The organism is Stenotrophomonas sp. AN71, assembly GCF_050435725.1.
Taxonomy (GTDB): Bacteria; Pseudomonadota; Gammaproteobacteria; order Xanthomonadales; family Xanthomonadaceae; genus Stenotrophomonas.
The window spans coordinates 466176-482000 of record NZ_JBNDKU010000001.1 but is presented as its reverse complement, the minus strand read 5'-3'; the positions used below and the strand labels follow the sequence as shown (position 1 = coordinate 482000).

General features: G+C 66.5%; 16 protein-coding genes and 1 pseudogene. 8 read left to right on the top strand and 9 right to left on the bottom strand.

Annotated features, from left to right (window positions below):
- Positions 1–8 precede the first annotated feature (8 nt).
- The 7 genes from ABH900_RS02070 to ABH900_RS02040 all read left to right on the top strand — a co-directional run bounded on the left by ABH900_RS02070 (position 9) and on the right by ABH900_RS02040 (position 7541).
- Positions 9–1055, top strand: coding sequence for a heme/hemin ABC transporter substrate-binding protein (locus tag ABH900_RS02070; protein WP_429620805.1), 1047 nt, complete (start codon positions 9–11; stop codon positions 1053–1055).
- Positions 1052–2095: a FecCD family ABC transporter permease gene (locus tag ABH900_RS02065; protein ID WP_429620803.1), complete on the top strand. Its 1044-nt coding sequence runs from the start codon at positions 1052–1054 to the stop codon at positions 2093–2095. The genes ABH900_RS02070 and ABH900_RS02065 overlap by 4 nt, the downstream gene beginning before the upstream one ends.
- Positions 2092–2853, top strand: coding sequence for a heme ABC transporter ATP-binding protein (locus ABH900_RS02060; protein WP_429620800.1), 762 nt, complete (start codon positions 2092–2094; stop codon positions 2851–2853). Before ABH900_RS02065 ends, ABH900_RS02060 begins: the two co-directional genes overlap by 4 nt.
- Positions 2854–2933: 80 nt before the next feature.
- Complete coding sequence (locus ABH900_RS02055) at positions 2934–3674, top strand: hypothetical protein (RefSeq protein WP_429620798.1); 741 nt, start codon at positions 2934–2936, stop codon at positions 3672–3674.
- 401 nt (positions 3675–4075) lie between these two features.
- Complete coding sequence (fusA, locus tag ABH900_RS02050) at positions 4076–6112, top strand: elongation factor G (protein ID WP_429620796.1); 2037 nt, start codon at positions 4076–4078, stop codon at positions 6110–6112.
- Between the two features lie 289 nt (positions 6113–6401).
- Entirely contained in the window at positions 6402–6674 is a 273-nt protein-coding gene (locus ABH900_RS02045; RefSeq protein WP_006366874.1) for a hypothetical protein, read from the top strand.
- 111 nt (positions 6675–6785) lie between these two features.
- The gene (locus ABH900_RS02040) at positions 6786–7541 is read left to right on the top strand and encodes a SapC family protein (RefSeq protein ID WP_429620794.1); all 756 of its coding nucleotides are present in this window, start codon (positions 6786–6788) and stop codon (positions 7539–7541) included.
- Here the strand turns inward: ABH900_RS02040 and ABH900_RS02035 are convergent, their stop codons facing one another.
- The 5 genes and pseudogenes from ABH900_RS02035 to ABH900_RS02015 form a co-directional block, all read right to left on the bottom strand.
- On the bottom strand, positions 7542–8144 hold the full coding sequence (locus tag ABH900_RS02035; RefSeq protein ID WP_429621408.1) for a response regulator: 603 nt from the start codon (positions 8142–8144) through the stop codon (positions 7542–7544). It lies immediately after the preceding gene.
- Between the two features lie 36 nt (positions 8145–8180).
- Positions 8181–9869: an ATP-binding protein gene (locus ABH900_RS02030; protein WP_429620792.1), complete on the bottom strand. Its 1689-nt coding sequence runs from the start codon at positions 9867–9869 to the stop codon at positions 8181–8183.
- Positions 9866–10141, bottom strand: a complete 276-nt coding sequence (locus ABH900_RS02025; RefSeq protein WP_429621406.1) for a helix-turn-helix domain-containing protein — start codon at positions 10139–10141, stop codon at positions 9866–9868. Before ABH900_RS02025 ends, ABH900_RS02030 begins: the two co-directional genes overlap by 4 nt.
- A gap of 36 nt (positions 10142–10177) precedes the next feature.
- Positions 10178–10492: pseudogene (locus ABH900_RS02020) on the bottom strand (response regulator transcription factor); the annotation flags it as partial.
- Between the two features lie 234 nt (positions 10493–10726).
- Positions 10727–11248, bottom strand: a complete 522-nt coding sequence (locus tag ABH900_RS02015; protein WP_429620790.1) for a helix-turn-helix domain-containing protein — start codon at positions 11246–11248, stop codon at positions 10727–10729.
- Positions 11249–11359: 111 nt separating this feature from the next.
- On the opposite strand from ABH900_RS02015, the gene ABH900_RS02010 reads away from it, so the two are divergent.
- Entirely contained in the window at positions 11360–12832 is a 1473-nt protein-coding gene (locus ABH900_RS02010) for a serine hydrolase domain-containing protein (RefSeq protein ID WP_429620788.1), read from the top strand.
- Positions 12833–12870: 38 nt separating this feature from the next.
- Here ABH900_RS02010 and ABH900_RS02005 read toward each other — a convergent pair whose 3' ends face one another.
- From ABH900_RS02005 to ABH900_RS01990, 4 genes are read right to left on the bottom strand one after another with little or no spacing between them, the layout of a single operon-like run.
- Positions 12871–13416, bottom strand: coding sequence for a lipocalin family protein (locus ABH900_RS02005; RefSeq protein WP_429620787.1), 546 nt, complete (start codon positions 13414–13416; stop codon positions 12871–12873).
- A gap of 8 nt (positions 13417–13424) precedes the next feature.
- Positions 13425–14498 (bottom strand): SAM-dependent methyltransferase, encoded by a 1074-nt coding sequence (locus ABH900_RS02000; protein WP_429620786.1) that lies wholly within the window; start codon positions 14496–14498, stop codon positions 13425–13427.
- Complete coding sequence (locus ABH900_RS01995) at positions 14495–15280, bottom strand: DUF1295 domain-containing protein (protein ID WP_429620785.1); 786 nt, start codon at positions 15278–15280, stop codon at positions 14495–14497. The genes ABH900_RS02000 and ABH900_RS01995 overlap by 4 nt, the downstream gene beginning before the upstream one ends.
- Positions 15277–15825: a DUF2878 domain-containing protein gene (locus ABH900_RS01990; protein WP_429620784.1), complete on the bottom strand. Its 549-nt coding sequence runs from the start codon at positions 15823–15825 to the stop codon at positions 15277–15279. Before ABH900_RS01990 ends, ABH900_RS01995 begins: the two co-directional genes overlap by 4 nt.

Here is a 15825-nt window from a genome sequence, read left to right as displayed (position 1 = left end):
GAACGTCCATGAACATCGCTTCCCGTCTGCGCCTGTGTGCGCTTCCGCTGGCTGTTTCGCTGGCGCTGGCCGCCTGCGGCGGTTCGTCGACGCCGTCTGATGGCCAGAAGGCCGCCGAGTCGCCCGCCGCAACGACCGCTGCGAAAACCGCGCTGCCGTCAGGCTGGCAGCGGGTGGCCGGTGCCGAGATGCCGGCCGTGCACGACCAGAAGGCCGTGCTGCCGGCCAAGGTGCACTCCGATGACGGCGCCGATATCGAGGTGGCCGACACCAGCCGGATCATCGCCGGCGGCGACGACGTCATCGCGGTGATCGAAGCGTTGGGCCTGGGCAGGCAGGTATTTGCCGCGCCGACCAACACCACCACCCAGGCCGGCCTGGCCGCGCCGCACCAGTTCCTGTTCAACCGCACCACCGGCGTGGAGGGCGTGCTGAGCCTGCAGGGCTCGCTGTTCCTGGGCAACAGCCTGCGCCGCCACACCGAACTGGCAAAGAAGCTGCGCGAGGTCGGAGAGCCGGCGGTGGTCATCGATGATCTGCAGCCGGCGCCGGACAAGGTGCGCAAAATTGCCGCCGCACTCGGGCTGGCCGAGGCAGGGCAGGCGCTTGCCACGCAGGTGCAGCGTCAGCTCGACGAGGCTGCAGCGATTGGCAAGGGCCTGGGCCATGCGCCAAGAGTGATCCACGTGTCGGCAACAGGTGCCGGGGGCTCTCCGACCGTCGCGGGTGCCGACAGCGCGTCAGCGCAGCTGATCGCACTGGCCGGTGGCGTCAACATCGGTACCGAGGCTGGGGTGAAGAACTACTCGCAGCTGAGCAACGAGGGCGTTGTCGCTGCGGCGCCGGAGGTGATCCTGGTAACCGAGCATGACCTGCAGCTGTTCGGCGGTGCCGAAGGCCTGTGGAAGTCCTACCCGACGCTGAAGCAGACCCCGGCCGGGCAGGCCAGCCGGGTCTGGGTGATGCCCGATGTGCAGCTGAAGTACACCAGCGTGGGTTCCGGTGCCGGTGCGCTGGCGCTCGCCAAGGCCTTCGCGGCGATGCCGAAGGCATGAGCCCAGCGGATCGGCGCCGCCGTCGCGGGCGGACGATGGTGATGGTGGCGTTGCTGGCACTGCTGGGGGCCGTGCTGGCGTCGTTTGCCGTGGGTCCGCTGCGGCTGCCGCCGCTGGAGGTGATGCAGGCGCTGGGGGTGAAGCTGGGCCTGGTGGATCCGCAGGCAGTCAGTAGTCGTGACCTGGCCGTGGTCTGGCAGCTGCGCATTCCGCGTGCCCTGCTGGGCGCGATGGTCGGCGCTGCGCTGGCGATGGCTGGCGCCAGCCTGCAGGGCCTGTTCGGCAATCCGTTGGCCGACCCGGGCATCGTCGGTGTCAGCCAGGGTGCGGCGCTGGGCGCCGTGGCCGCGATCGTGCTGGGCGCTGCAGGTGCGGCCGGCTGGCTGGTACCGGTTGCCGCCTTCGCCGGTGGTGCCGTGGCCATCGGCCTCACCTATGCGCTGGCACGGCCGGGCAAGGGCAGTGGCAATGCCACGCTGCTGCTGGTGGGCATTGCCATGGCCGCCTTCTGCTCGGCGTTGATCGGCTTCCTGACCTACATCGCCAGCGAAAGCGAACTGCAGTCGCTGGTGTTCTGGCAGATGGGCTCGCTGGCACGTGCCAACTGGGCCGATGTCGCCGCGGTGGTGCCACTGTTCGCCATCGGCGTGCTGGCGCTGCAGCGGCTGGCGACGCCGCTGGACATGCTGGCGCTGGGTGAGCGCCAGGCACAGCACCTGGGCCTGGATGTGACCCGCACGCGCCGACGCCTGGTGGCGTTCAGTGCGCTGCTGGTCGGTGCGGCGGTGGCGTTTGCTGGTTCGATCAGCTTCGTCGGCCTGGTCGTGCCGCATGTCGCGCGCCTGCTGGTCGGCCCGGGCCATCGTTGGCTGTTGCCGCTGTCCGGCCTGCTGGGTGCATTGCTGATCGTGGTGGCCGACACCGCGGCGCGCACGCTGGATCCGCCCGCTGAGATTCCGCTCGGGCTGTTCTCTGCCGCCCTGGGTGCGCCGTTCTTCCTGTGGCTGGTGCTGCAGCAGCGCCGCAAGGTGGCGCCATGAGCGTGCTATTGAAGCTGCACGAGGTGGTGGTGCGCCGTCAGCAGCGCGAGATCCTGCATGGTATTTCGCTTTCATTCGAGCCCGGCACAGTGACTGCGCTGGTCGGCCCGAATGGTGCCGGAAAATCGACCTTGCTGGCCGTGGCCGCGGGTGACCTGCGTGCCGATGTGGGCGAGGTGAGCCTGCTGGGCATGCCGTTGGCCAGTTACAAGGCCGGGCCATTGGCACGCGAGCGCGCGGTGATGCCGCAGGAGCATGGCGTGCGCTTTGCCTTCAGCGTGGAGGAAGTGGTGGCGATGGGGCGCCTGCCGCATCCGCCCGACCCGATCTTGGATGATGCCCAGGTGGAAGCCGCGATCGATGCCGCCGAACTGCAGGCACTGCGCCTGCGCGAAGTGCAGCAGCTGTCCGGTGGCGAATCCGCGCGGACCACGTTCGCGCGCGTACTGGCACAGGACACGCCGTTGTTGCTGCTGGATGAGCCCACCGCCGCGCTGGATCTGCGCCATCAGGAGCGCACGCTGCGCAGTGTGCGTGCCTGTGCCGAGGCCGGTGCGTGCGTGATCGTGGTGCTGCATGACCTGAATCTTGCGGCCGGCTATGCCGATCGCATCGTGCTGTTGGAGCAGGGCAGGGTGGCGGCCGATGGCACGCCGTTGCAGGTGCTGACCGAGGACAACCTGCAACGGGTGTACCAGCAGGATGTGGTGGTGCTGGAGCATCCGCGCCGTGGGGTGCCGTTGGTGGTGGTGACGTGATCGACACCTGGTCGCGTAACGTCGGCTACTGTGCAAGCGCTTATCATTGGCGGTTCGTCTTTTTCAAAGGATTGACCCCCATGAACCGTATCGTGCGCCGCTGTGCGCTGTCTGTTTCGTTGATCGCCCTGGCCGGTGCTGCGCAGGCGGGTACGCTGTCGCTGGAAGATGCTGCTGAAAGCGCTGCAAGCATCGAGACCCGCTACCTGAAGGAGCCGGGCGCTGCGGTAACGACGTTCACCACGCAGTACTTCGCCAACGGCGAAATCATGATGGGCTGGGATGACCAGCGCGTGCTGCTGCTGTGCAGGAAAGCGGCGTACCTGAACCTGCCCGGCATGAAGCCCGAGGCGGGCAAGCTGACCACCGGGCAGCGGCAGATGGTCGCCTATGAGGCGATGATGGCAGGTATTGGCGGCATCGCCGCACTGGCCGGGGTGACCGGCGAGACGATTGAATACGCCGACGACGGCAGCGAGCGGCGCAGCACCGGCGAAGGCTCGTGGGCATATGGGGTGGAGCGCTATGAAGTGACTAGCCAGCGCCTGGCGGACGGCGCCGTGCGGGTACGCGCGCTCAAGACCGAAACGGTGAACAAGGCCAAGCCCTCTGCGCCGGATGACACCTTCAGCACCGACGATGACCAGGCAGCGCGGCTGGCCGAACTGGCGCCGGTGGGCAGCTGGACCGAGCTGGTGATTCACGGCGGTCCGCGCCAGCCGGGCGTGGATGCGGGGATGTCGCTGAAGGGTTGGGTATCCACTGTCGACAAGCAGGCTGTGACCGTGGGTGAGGCGCGCAAGCTGCACGACTGCAAGTAAGGCATGGCAGGGGTCAGAGCCCTTTGCCGTTGGCAAAGGGATCCGACCCCGATGCTGGTCGGCCTCATCGTTCTATTTATGCGCGCAATATTCACTTGCGCGCCAGATTGGCAGGTCTAGAATGCGCTCCATGAACCGGATGCCGCTCCTGAAGTTTTTCACCCTGACCCGCGCAAGCGCGGAACGGGCGTGTCTGCCTGGAGCCCCGCGAGGTCGCTGAAGCGGCCATCGCTGGACCTTCGACAGAGCGCCCTCCGGGGCGCTCTTTTCGTTTTACCCATCACCCAGTACCGCAAGGAGAACGTGCCATGCACCAGATCGCCGAGACCGAACGCTAGCCGCACACCCTGTCGCCAACCGGGGTGTGCGGTCCCCGAAGTTGGCTTTGCAGGAACCTCTTTATGAACACCCAGACCCTTTCCCGTCGCCGCAACCTCGGCATCATTGCCCATATCGACGCCGGCAAGACCACGCTGACCGAACGCCTGCTGTGGAAAAGCGGCGAGATCCACCGCGTCGGCGAAGTGCACGACGGCAACGCGACCACCGACTTTTCGGCGATCGAGCGCGAGCGTGGCATCACCATCGGTGCTGCTGCCGTACAGGCGCAGTGGGCGCCGCGCGACCTGCCGCCGCATCGGCTGACCCTGATCGATACCCCTGGCCACATCGACTTCGCCATTGAGGTCGAGCGTTCGCTACGCGTGCTCGATGGTGCCGTCGCCGTATTCTCGGCCGTGGACGGCGTGCAGCCGCAATCGGAGACCGTGTGGCGGCAGGCGCGTCGCCACCGTGTGCCACTGATCGCCTTCGTCAACAAGATGGACCGTGTCGGTGCTTCGTTCGAGCGCGTGCTGGAGCAGCTGCAGGACAAGCTGCAAGCACGACCGTGGGCGCTGGGCGTACCACTGGGCAGCGAAAGCGGCTTCAATGGCTGGGTCGATCTGGTCGATGAGCGCGTGCTGCGCTGGCAGGACGGTGCCGCGACGATGGTGACGGCATGGAGCGACGCCGAGCGTGTGCAGTGGCAGTCGCAGCGCGATGCCCTGGTCGAAGCTGTGGCCGATCACGACGAACAACTGGCCGATGCCTGGCTGGAAGGGCGCGTGATCGGTGCCGAACTGCTGCGCGCGGCGATCCGCCGGGCGACGCTGGCGGGCGCGGGCGTACCTGTGCTGGCCGGCGCGGCCTTCAAGGACAAAGGCATCGAAACACTGCTGGATGCAGTGGTCGATTACCTGCCGTCGCCACTGGATCGTCCTGCGGTCACTGCCGAAGGCGAGGGCGGTGATGTGCTGCTGCCGCCGGATTCGGACGGCCCGCTGGCCGGCCTGCTGTTCAAGATCACCCACCAGCAACACGGCGCGCTCAGCTTCGTGCGGCTGTACTCGGGCACCTTGAAGGTGGGCGATGCGGTGGCCAGTTCGCAGCATCCGCAGGGGCGGCGCATCGGCCGCCTGGTGCGGGTGCAGGCCGACCAGACCCACGACATCGAACAGGCTGTGGCCGGTGACATCGTTGCGGTGCTGGGCTGGAAGGATGCGGTCAGCGGCGAAACGCTGAGTTCCCGCACACAGCCGCTGCGCCTGGAGAGCATCCATGCGCAGGCACCGGTTCTGGCCTGGCGGTTGGAGCCGGCGCGTGCGGCAGACCTGATCCGGATGGCGCAGGGGCTGGCCAGCCTGGCCCAGGAAGACCCGTCGTTCCGTGTGGAAACGGATCGCGATACGGGTGAAACCCTGGTCTGGGGCATGGGCGAGCTGCACCTGGAAGTGATGGTCGAGCGCCTTCGCAGCGAATGGAAGGTCGACGTGGGCGTTGGCGCGCCACGCGTGGCCTACCAGGAGACGCCGCTGCGGGCGATGGCCGGCGTGTTGGGTCGGCTGGTCAAGCAGACCGGCGGCCAGGGCCAGTTCGCGCAGGTAGTGCTGGACGTGGCCCCGCGCGACGACGATCAGGTGGTATTCAACGACCGCATCGTCGGTGGCGTGATTCCGCGAAGCTTCATCGCGGCGGTGGAGAAGGGCGTTCGCGCCGCGCTGTCGGAAGGCCCGCAAGGGCATCCGGTGGTCGGTATCGAGGTCAGTCTGGTTGATGGCCAGACCCATGCCAAGGACTCCTCGGAAATGGCGTTCCATCGCGCCGGCGCCGAGGCGATCAAGGCGGCACTGGCCGAAGGCGGTACGCAACTGCTGGAGCCGGTGATGGCGCTGACGGTGCACTCGCCGTCGGCGTCGGTGGGTGATGTGGTGGGCGACCTCAATCGTCGCCACGGACGTGTGGCCCGTATCGACGACCAGGACGGTCGCGCCGAAGTCAGCGGCTTTGCGCCGTTGGCGCAGTTGGTGGGTTACACCACCTCGCTGCGTTCGCTCAGCCAGGGCCGGGCCAGCAGTGAGGCGCATCTGCATGGGTATGAGCCGGTGCGCGCTGCATGAGGAAGGAGAAGGGGGCCCGTTCGCGGGCTCCCTTTTTGTGGGCGTTGATGGCGTTCCGCATCCACGCATGGCGTGGATCTATCGAATGTGGATGGGTTTGCGTTTCCACGCATGGCGTGGATCTACCGAGCGAGTCCGCAGTAGATCCACGCCATGCGTGGATGAATCCGTACTGGCGCGCGAGCATTTGCACTGCACTGCAACAAAAGCGCAAAAAAAGCTGGATTAAAGTGATGCCTCACGATAAATTGCGGACCCCCCGTTGCTCGCCGCCGCCCGCACCCCGCCCATGCGTGATGACAAAGACCCCGGAACCCTGGAGCTGACCCTGCCGCGAAAGCGCGGTCGTCCGCCCAAGTTCGGGTACGCGATGAGCGATGCACAGCGGGCGGCACGCTACCGTGCGCGCCGGGCAGGGCAGGCCAATCATGCCGACGTGCGCGCCTGCAGTGACATGGTCCTGCTGGACAAGATCCGTGCGGCGGTGAGCGCGCGTGATACCGAGCTGGCCGGCTTCCTGGTCCATGTGCTCTGGCAGCGCTATCCCCTGCAGCTGAAATAGTTCGCCGCTGGGCTGGCCGTTGTCATCGAGCTTGTTGAATAATGCGGGATTCAGGTTGTTCCCGCTGGCGTGCCCGGGATGGCAGGCGCGCATGATCGAACGGTTCCCAACATGACCACCACCAGCGACACCACCACCGAAGCGGCGCCGAGCGGCGCCCCCCTGTTCTATACCCGTCCGGTGCCGCTGCAGGCCGATGTGCATGCCGACCTGCGCATCCTGCCGGGCAAGCTCGAGTTCGCCGCCGGCAACAATGCCATTCCGTTGGTACTGGGCGAGTTCTCGCTGGCCCTGCATCACTTCCCGATCCTGTTTGCCGGCCCGGGTGCGGTCCCGATGGCGGCCGTCGGCGTGTCCGACCAGAACCTGTTCATCCAGGACGGCCTGTGGGAAGACGAGGCCTACATTCCGGCCTACCTGCGCCGCCATCCCTTCATCTTCATCGATACCGGTGCGGAGAATGATTTCCTGCTGGGCATCGACGAAGAAAGCCCGCGCGTGGTCAAGGGTGGCGAAGAAGGCCAGCCGCTGTTCGTCGATGGCAAGGCCACCGAGATGGTGCAGCAGGCGCTGGAGTTCTGCGGCCAGTACACCCGCGAGCACGAACAGACCCTGGCCTTCTCCAAGGCGCTGACCGACCACGGCCTGCTGGTCGAGCGCAATGCCACCGTGCGCACCCCGGATGGCCGCGAGTTCAATCTCAATGGCTTCCTGGTGGTGGACGTCGAAAAGTTCGTCGCCCTGCCGGAAGCAACTGTGGTTGAGTGGCACCGTAGTGGCTGGCTGGCGCTGATCCACCAGCACCTGATGTCGCTGGGCCGCTTCAACGACCTGACCCGTCGTCAGGTCGAGCGCCTGGCTGCCTGATCAGGGCCCCGGCATGGTTCCCGCTGCGCGGGCGCCATGCCGTTCCTGCAGGATTCCAAGCAGGCGCCGCACGTCGGCCCAGTCCGGCACAGCATCGTGTCCCAGTTCGGACAGGTCGGCGGCGATGGTGGCCTGCTCGCATTCGCCGAGCATCTGCAGCGCGCCCTGCAATCGATGGGCATGGTGGCGGAGCGCGCGTGCATCGGCGAGATGGATCATCCGCTCGATCTGCGCGAGTTCGTTGCCGATATCGGCGGCGTAAGCATCGTGCAGCTGCGCTGTCTCGTCGTTTGCAACAGGGAGCTGTCGCGCGGGAAGGCCCAGTGCCGGCAGCAGCTGCGTGGCCCGAAGCGGCTTGGCCAATACGGCATCGAATCCAGACCGGCGACAGCGTGCAGTGTGTCGGCGTCCCGTTCGCGCTGACAACGCGATCAGTCGCAGCGGGCCGTTGGCACGACGGCGCAGCTCGCGCGCCAGCGCATGTCCATCGATGCCACGCAGCTCGATGTCGAGCAGCAATGTCTGGCGCGGCAGTCGCGCCTGTTCGTCGAGTGCGCTGGCGGCGTCGGCCACCGCGCATACCTGCGCACCCCATTGCCGCAGTTGTTCGGCAATGACGTGGCGATTGAGTTCGTGATCTTATACCAGTAATAGATCAAGCCCGGTCAGCGGCCGGCCGACAACGGCGGTGTGCGCGATGCAGGCATCAGGACGGGCAGGGTCCACCGGCAGGCGCAGGATGAAGCGGCTGCCACGCCCGAGCACGCTGTGCACCGTCAGCTCGCCGCCCATCGCCCGGGCCAGTTCGCGCGCAATGGCCAGCCCCAGCCCGGTGCCACCACGCTGCTGTCCGCCGCCACCCTGCTGGAATGGCTGGAACAGGGCGGACACCTGCGCCGGCGCGATGCCGATGCCGCTGTCGATCACCTCCAGCAACAGGTTGCGGGGCCGCGTCGACGGCGTGAATTGCAGGCGCAGCTCGACGCCGCCGATATCGCTGAACTTCACCGCGTTGGCCAGCAGGTTGCTGATGATCTGCCGCAGCCCATCGGCATCCACCAGTACCACGGGCGAGGGTGCCTCAGGGTTGGCGAGGTGCAGTTTCAGGCCTTTCTGCTGTGCCTGTGGCCGGATGGCATCGAGCACCTCGCAACAGAGCAGGGTGATGTCGCAGGGCTGCGCGTTCGGTCTGAAGGCGCCGTGGGCCAGGCGCGAAAACTCCAGCGCCCGGTTCAACAGGTTGCGCAGCGATTGGCCTGCCACATGGGCGGTCGCCAGCAGGTCTCGTTCCCCCGTGGGCAGCGACGCTCGCCCGAGCAGTTCGATCGAGGTGAGTACGGCCTGTGTCGAGTTGCGCATCTCGTGGCTGAGCATGCCGACGGCGCGCGCCCCTTCCTGGTCTCCGTGGTTCCGTAGATGGCGGGTCATGCGCGAGAGCAGTGGCAGCGCGGCCAGTAGAGGGGCCAGCAACAGCCACCAGAACGGCGGAGGTATCCGCATCCAGTCCAGCACCCGATCGACCGTGGCCGGCAATGCCTGATGCGCCCAGGTTTGCAGCAGTCCGGCGTGCTCCTCAAGGGTGATCCCCTGCAGGGCCCGCTCGATGCGGTGCAGCAGCAGCTGGTCTTCGCGGCGTGCGAGCAGGTGCAGGTCGGTGGAAAAGTCGCTGTCGAACGGCTGCAGGCGCAGTCTGCCGTTGAAATGACGACGGACCATCGGGCGCAGGGTCGGTTCCATGCCGATCGCCAGATCGGCCAGGCCCGATTCAACGGCGGCCAACGTCGCATGCCGGTCCGGCACGTACAGCAGGCGTGTCGCCGGATGGTGCGCGCGCAGCCATGCGGTGTAGGGGCCGCCGTCGACAACGGCAATCGTCCGTCCTTCGAGCTCGTGCATTTCCCGCGGTAGCCATTCGCCGGTGCGCCCCACCAGCAACGTGGCACCCCCATGGAAGCGCCCCGACGCGACGAGATCGGGACAGGGCAGGGTATGACGCATCGCGCCAGCCAGCACCAGTACCAGGTCGGCCTCCTGATGACAGACTGCCGCGATCGCTGCCGTGGTGGTCGGGTAGGGCAGGTCTACGAAGTCAAGGCGGGCGTGGCGTGCCACCAGATCGGCGTAGCCATGGGCCAGGGTCGGTAGTGGCGTCGATCCGGCAAGCGATGCCGGCACAGGGCGGAGCGAGGGTGCGGTGGCGACCCGCACCTGGCTGCCGGGCATCCAGCGCTGGGAGTGCACATCTTCTGCCGACGCGGCAGGCAGAAGGAGCAGGGCAAGCAGCAGAGTGAGCAGCGTGCGGCGACTCAATGGAGCTGCGCGGCTCACAGCAACTCCAGACGCTGGCGCATTGCATAGATCTCCATGTCACTGCGCAGCCCAAGCTTGCGCAGTGCGGCGATCTTCTGTGTGCTGACCGTCTTGATGCTGCGATGCCGGCGCAGGGCGATCTCCGATACGGTCAGCCCTTCCAGGAGCAGGTCCAGCACCTCGCGTTCGTTGCGGCTGAGTGCGCCGCGGTCGCCGGCCAGCGTGACATCCGGTGGAACCCGGGTCAGCCCCTGGAACACGCGGACGATGGCGTCCGACAGTGCAGGCAAGGGCTCGGCCTTGCTGACAAAGCCACTGAGCCCGGTGCCGATCAGATGGTTCAGATTGGTCGTGGGCAGATGCGTGGCGAACGCGAGCAACGGCAGTCGCGGAAAATCCTGCCGCAGAAGGGCGACCAGATCGGCACCATCGCGGTCGCCGGGCGCAAGCGTGAGGTCGACGATGGCCACGTCGACCGGCGCCTGCCGAAGACTGCAGATGAGGTCGTCGCTACGGGCGTGGCTGGCGGCGATGTGGAAGCGGAGATCGCCGGACAGGTGCAGTGCGGTGCCACGGCGAACGATTTCGTGATCGTCCAGGAGCGCCAGGCGAAGCCGACGCGGTGCAGGAAATCCATTCATGCGCGGGGGGATGTCGGCGCCGATGGGCGTGGCCGTCATTCTGGCGCCGCTGTCGCGTCGAACATCGAAATCGTTGGATTTTTGCGATTATTCCTAAGAATCGATCATTGCTTATTATTGATCTGAGCAATCCTCATTGATCGAGTCGATCGCCGCGAGTGCGTCGCGCCCGTGGCCGGCGCGGATCGCCGCCGTGCGCAGTCTGCTGACGCACTCCTGCGTGTGATGGGAGGTCTATTTTTCGCGGGTCTTCTGCACGGCTGGCGCCATCAGCACGGTCAGCAGCATGGTGTCGCCCTGTGGGCTCGCGTCGAGCGCAGCGGCTTCAAGCTCATCGATCAGTGCATTGATATGTTCGAGCCGCGCGTCGTCGGTGCGGAAGGACACATGCCTGACCACGCAGTTGCGGTGTGGTCCTTCAAAGCGGGCGGCGGCATGGGTGGCGGCGGTCGCAAAGGTGCGCAGGGTGGCGGCGACAGTGCTTGCTGCCACGCGGATGAGGCTCCTGCGCCCGGCAGTGGTGCGCACCGCATCCCGGGAGGAAAGTTGTTGTGATATCGCCGCGTAAACCGCCTCCGGGCGGCGCCCGGTGACACGGTGTCCAGTGATGCGCACCAGCCCGTTTTTCTCCAGATGTGCCAGGTGGTGATAGAGCGCGGTCGCTGGACGGCCCAGGCGCTCGGCAAGCTCACGCGTGCTTGCGGGTCCATCCGCGTCCAGGCGCTGCAGGATCGCCATCCGCGTCGGGGAAGCCATTGCGGCCAGCTGATCGGGCGTCAGCTTGAGCGGGGGCGGGGAGGGGGGTCTTGCTGCGGAGGGGCTCATAATTCAAACTCTATACCAAATTTGAATTAATGGGGTTCGGCAATGCGCACCGGATACTTCTGGATTGGCCTGGCAGGTCTGCTGGCCATGACGGCCAGCGGCAACCCGTGCGCCCTTGCCGCAACGGGCGCGCGCGGCCCCGTATCCAGCGGCGCGAGCGCTGCGCTGGACGCGGCAGCGACGCAACGGATCGATCGTGGCGTCGAGCAGGTCATGCGCCGCTTCAACGTGCCCGGGGCCACGGTGCTGGTCCTCCAGCACGATCGGCAGGTCTACGCGAGGGCCTACGGCCAGCGTGACATGGAACAACGCCTTGCGGTGCGCACCGATACGCCCTTCGAAATAGGCTCGATCACCAAGCAGTTCACCGCTGCCGCCATCGTGCAGCTGCAGGAGGCCGGAAAGCTCAAGCTTGACGACCCGCTTGCCCGATACCTGCCAGACGCGCCGCATGCGCACGAGGTGACCCTACGCCAGTTGCTGTCCCACACCAGTGGCCTGCACGATTACTTCGACGGGCCGGAACAGGAGGTCGATGCGTTGGTGACGCAACCGATTGCCTTTGATCGGCTGATCGCCCGCATTGCCGGACGCCCCCTGGATTTCGCGCCGGGCAGCCGCTGGTCGTATTCCAATACCGGATACCTGCTGCTCGGACGGGTCATCGAGGTGGTGTCGGGGGAGCCGTATGGTGACTACGTGCGCCGACATCTGCTGGCGCCTCTGGACATGCGGCACACCTTCACCCTCGCCGACACCGCGCGGCTGGATGGAATGGCGATGGGATACCGGCATGAAAATGGCGTTCTACGGCGATCGCCGTACTTCCATCCGGATTGGAGTGGCGCGGCCGGCTTCCTGGTCAGCACGCTGGATGACCTTGCACGCTGGGACCGCGGCCTGGTCGAGGGTCGGGTGGTCAGCAAGGCTGGCTACATCGAAATGATGACGCCGGCGCGGACCACGGAAGGCAGCAGTGCCGACTATGGACTCGGGCTGTTCGTCAACTCGGTCTTTGGTCAGTCTCGGATCGGGCACACCGGTGGTTCGCAGGGCTTCACCACTGCCGATGAGTACTTTCCGGGCCTCGGGCTGCGTGTCATTGCCTTCACCAATCTGGGAGACAAGACACCTGAAGCCGGGATCACCCTGACCAATGCGGTCTTCAGTGCGCTTCATCCGAACATCGTGGCCGCATGGAGCCATCCTGCGCTCGGCGAAGATGCTGCGATGACGAAACGCGCGCGGGCGACATTCGAGCAACTGCAGGCCGGGCACGGCTATGGGGGGTTCAGCGAAAACCTGCGCGCGAAACTGGAAGCCGGGCTGGGCAGTGGACTGTCGAAGGCAATCGCGCCCTATGGCACACCGGCGACCCTGATCTTCAAGGGGACGCAGGCGGGCGCGAAGGGGACCGAGTACAACTACGTGGCCACCTTTGGCCCGGGCGTCTTCATGCCGTACATGATCCGCCCGGACGAACACGGCAAGGTTGCCGGATTCGCACTGGATTGACTGCGGGCGGCGCCGTCTCCGGGCAGCACCCCCCTCCGTCAGCGATCAGGTGTCCGCACGGACTGTGGAACGCGGCGCAGCAGATGGGTGTCATAGCCCATGGCGGCGATGCGTTCCACGGCCTGCGCATAGTCGGTCGCAGAAACCTGTGGCGTGCGCGCCATGTACCAGACATAGTCGCGCTTGCTGCGGGCCACGATCACCTGGGTGTAGTCGTCGTCCAGCCAGGCGATCACATACTCGGCCTGGATGGGCCAGACGAACTGCATGCCCCAGATCGCCCCGGCCCCTTCCTTTTCCACACGGCCGACAGGGTGCATCGACTTTCGTGGTGCATCGAAGCTGCCCTTGCGATAGGTGAACGTGGTCTGGATGCGCCCATCCGGGCGCAGCGCGTAGCTTTCCACGGCGTCGAAGGCATCGCGCTCCGGCCAGGATGGGATGTGGGCGATCACATACCAATCGCCCATGAAACGCGGCACATCCACCGACGCAGGTCGCGGCAGCGGCCGGGCGTCATGGGAACTGCAGCCTGCGCCGAACAGGCTGACCGCCAGCAGCGGAAGCAGCGATAGCATGCGCATGGGGCACCTCAACGGGGACGGAACAGATAGTGAGCCACCAGCCATTGCTGGCCGCCGTCATAACCGAACAGTTCTGCGCAGGCCATCCAGAACATGCGCCAGCGCTGCCACCAGATCTTCGCCGCAGCCTGTCCATAGGTGGCGACCAGCACCGGCATGATCGCTTCGCGTGCCGCGTCCTGGTTGGCCAGCCAATGATCGGCGGTGCGCTGATAGTGCGTGCCATCCAGCAGCCAGCGCTGCGCCAGCTGCAGGTCGTGCTGGAAATGCAGCAGGGTGTCGGCGGCCGGCATCAGCCCGCCGGTGAAGAAATGACGGCCCATCCAGTTGTCGTCACCGGCGGTTTCGAACGGGTACATCAGCGTGCGATGCGCGAAGATGTGCACGAACAACGCGCCATCGGGCTTCAGCCATTGCCCGATGCGGGCCAGCAGGCGCTGGTAATTGCGGATGTGCTCGAACATTTCCACGGAGACGCAGCGGTCGAAACGGGCGGTGGGCAACTCCAGCTGATTCACGTCCCGCGTGAGGACTTCCACATTGTTCAGTCCGCGCGCTTGGCATTGCGCCAGGATGTGCTGGCGCTGGCTGTGCGAGTTGGATACTGCGGTGATACGTGACTGCGGGTAGCGTTCGGCCATCCACAGCGTCAACGAGCCCCAGCCGCAGCCCAGCTCAAGGACCTGCTGGCCATCTGACAGGCCCGCGCGCTGTCCATACAGTTCCAGCATCGCCTCTTCAGCCTGGTCGAGGGTTTCCTGGCCGGTGGCGTAGTAGCAACTGCTGTACTTCAGGCGCTTGCCCAGGCAGGCCTGGAAGAACGCGGCGGGCACTTCGTAGTGCTGGCGGTTGGCCGCATCGGTATGCAGAGCGAGCGGGCTGTCGGCCAGCTCGGCGATGCGCTGCGCGAACCGTGTGGACTGCGCTTGGATGCCGCCGGCCGCTTCCTCGTGCAGGCGCTGGGCACACAGGCGTCGAATACCGGCCCGCAGTGCTGCATCGGGAACCAGCCCGCGTTCGGCCCAGGCAACAAGCCCCGTCTCGGACGCTTCGGCTGGCATCAATGATGGGGTCGCGCTCATCGTGGGGTGTCCTTGGTATCGTCGGGGAGCCAGGGGAAGAACATCGGGGTGCTGCGCTGGTAGGCGCGGTAGTCCTCGCCACGGCTGCGCAGCGCCTGCTTCTCGGTGAAGGGGATGCCGCTCAGGTAACGCAGGAACACATACATCAGCAGTGGCCCGATCCAGGCCAGCCACCACAGCGGCGAGCCAACTGCCAGCAGGACGTAGCTGAACCAGTGCAACCATTCGAAGAAATAGTTGGGATGACGGGAGTAGTGCCAGAGGCCGTCGCGGCAGGTGCGCCCCTTGTTCGCCGGCGCGGCACGGAAGCGGGCCAGTTGGCGGTCGGCCACGGCTTCTCCGCCCACGCTCAGCAACCAGACGCCCGCCGCTGCGACCATCCAGATCGAGATGCCGCGCTGTGGATTGCTGGCAACCGCAACGAAGGGCAGGGCAAACAGCACGATCAGCAGCGCCTGGGCCATGAAGAAACCGAAGATCCGGCCCTGGTGACCCTGCCAGTAGTCGCGCAGGTAGCGATAGCGGCCGTCTTCGGCCTCCTTGCGCACGCGGCTCCACAGATGCAGGGCAAGGCGGCTACCCCACAGGCCGCCGAGCACGCCCAGGGCGATGCGCGGTGCTGCTGCGCCGCTGCCCAGCAGTGCCAGCAGCACGGCCGAGGCGCCGACGCCCTTGGCCCAGAGCACATCCACCACGCCGATATTGTGGTGGCTGCGCTGCCACGCCCAGCCCCAGGCCATGATCAATACGGCGTACAGCAGCACCCATGGCAGGCCGTTCATGGCGATGTTCCCATCAGTGGCTGACGGCCTGGGCCACGCAATCCGCGACGGCCGGCCCAGCAAAGCAATGACAGCGCGATGCTCCAGCCGACGCCCAGCAGCAGCACGCCCTGCCATGCCGGCGCCGCGAACCGCACCGCATCGAATCCGCGCGCGGCGGAGAGGTAGGCCAGCGGGGCCAGCAGCAGGCCGAACACCGCGGGCAGTGCGGCGTGCCGCTGCAGGAACGCCATCGATGTGGTCAGGGTCATCGCAAACGCGGCCCACAGCGCCAGGATCCATGGCGGCGGCGCCCAGCCGAATGGCGCGGCGGCGTAGCGCACAGTACCGCTGGCCGCTGCAGTGGCATCGACCAGCCAGGCGCAGGCCAATGCCAGCATCATCAGGCGCAGGTCCAGCCTGGTGTGCGGCGAGGTCAGCAGCTGGCTGCCGATGTAGAGCGTGGCGGCCAGCAACGCGGGCCATTGCCAGCCGCGTCCTGCGCCAGCCACCGCGCACAGCCAGACCAGCTGGTTGCCGAGCAGGTTGCCCCAGAACCGGCGCAT

Bases quoted from the DNA above. Each gene is read 5' to 3' on its own strand.
- ABH900_RS02070 (WP_429620805.1), top strand. From the start codon at position 9: ATGAACATCGCTTCCCGTCTGCGCCTGTGTGCGCTTCCGCTGGCTGTT.
- ABH900_RS02065 (WP_429620803.1), top strand. From the start codon at position 1,052: ATGAGCCCAGCGGATCGGCGCCGCCGTCGCGGGCGGACGATGGTGATG.
- ABH900_RS02060 (WP_429620800.1), top strand. From the start codon at position 2,092: ATGAGCGTGCTATTGAAGCTGCACGAGGTGGTGGTGCGCCGTCAGCAG.
- ABH900_RS02055 (WP_429620798.1), top strand. From the start codon at position 2,934: ATGAACCGTATCGTGCGCCGCTGTGCGCTGTCTGTTTCGTTGATCGCC.
- fusA (WP_429620796.1), top strand. From the start codon at position 4,076: ATGAACACCCAGACCCTTTCCCGTCGCCGCAACCTCGGCATCATTGCC.
- ABH900_RS02045 (WP_006366874.1), top strand. From the start codon at position 6,402: ATGCGTGATGACAAAGACCCCGGAACCCTGGAGCTGACCCTGCCGCGA.
- ABH900_RS02040 (WP_429620794.1), top strand. From the start codon at position 6,786: ATGACCACCACCAGCGACACCACCACCGAAGCGGCGCCGAGCGGCGCC.
- ABH900_RS02015 (WP_429620790.1), bottom strand. From the start codon at position 11,248: ATGGCTTCCCCGACGCGGATGGCGATCCTGCAGCGCCTGGACGCGGAT.
- ABH900_RS02010 (WP_429620788.1), top strand. From the start codon at position 11,360: ATGCGCACCGGATACTTCTGGATTGGCCTGGCAGGTCTGCTGGCCATG.
- ABH900_RS02005 (WP_429620787.1), bottom strand. From the start codon at position 13,416: ATGCGCATGCTATCGCTGCTTCCGCTGCTGGCGGTCAGCCTGTTCGGC.
- ABH900_RS02000 (WP_429620786.1), bottom strand. From the start codon at position 14,498: ATGAGCGCGACCCCATCATTGATGCCAGCCGAAGCGTCCGAGACGGGG.
- ABH900_RS01995 (WP_429620785.1), bottom strand. From the start codon at position 15,280: ATGAACGGCCTGCCATGGGTGCTGCTGTACGCCGTATTGATCATGGCC.
- ABH900_RS01990 (WP_429620784.1), bottom strand. From the start codon at position 15,825: ATGCGCCGGTTCTGGGGCAACCTGCTCGGCAACCAGCTGGTCTGGCTG.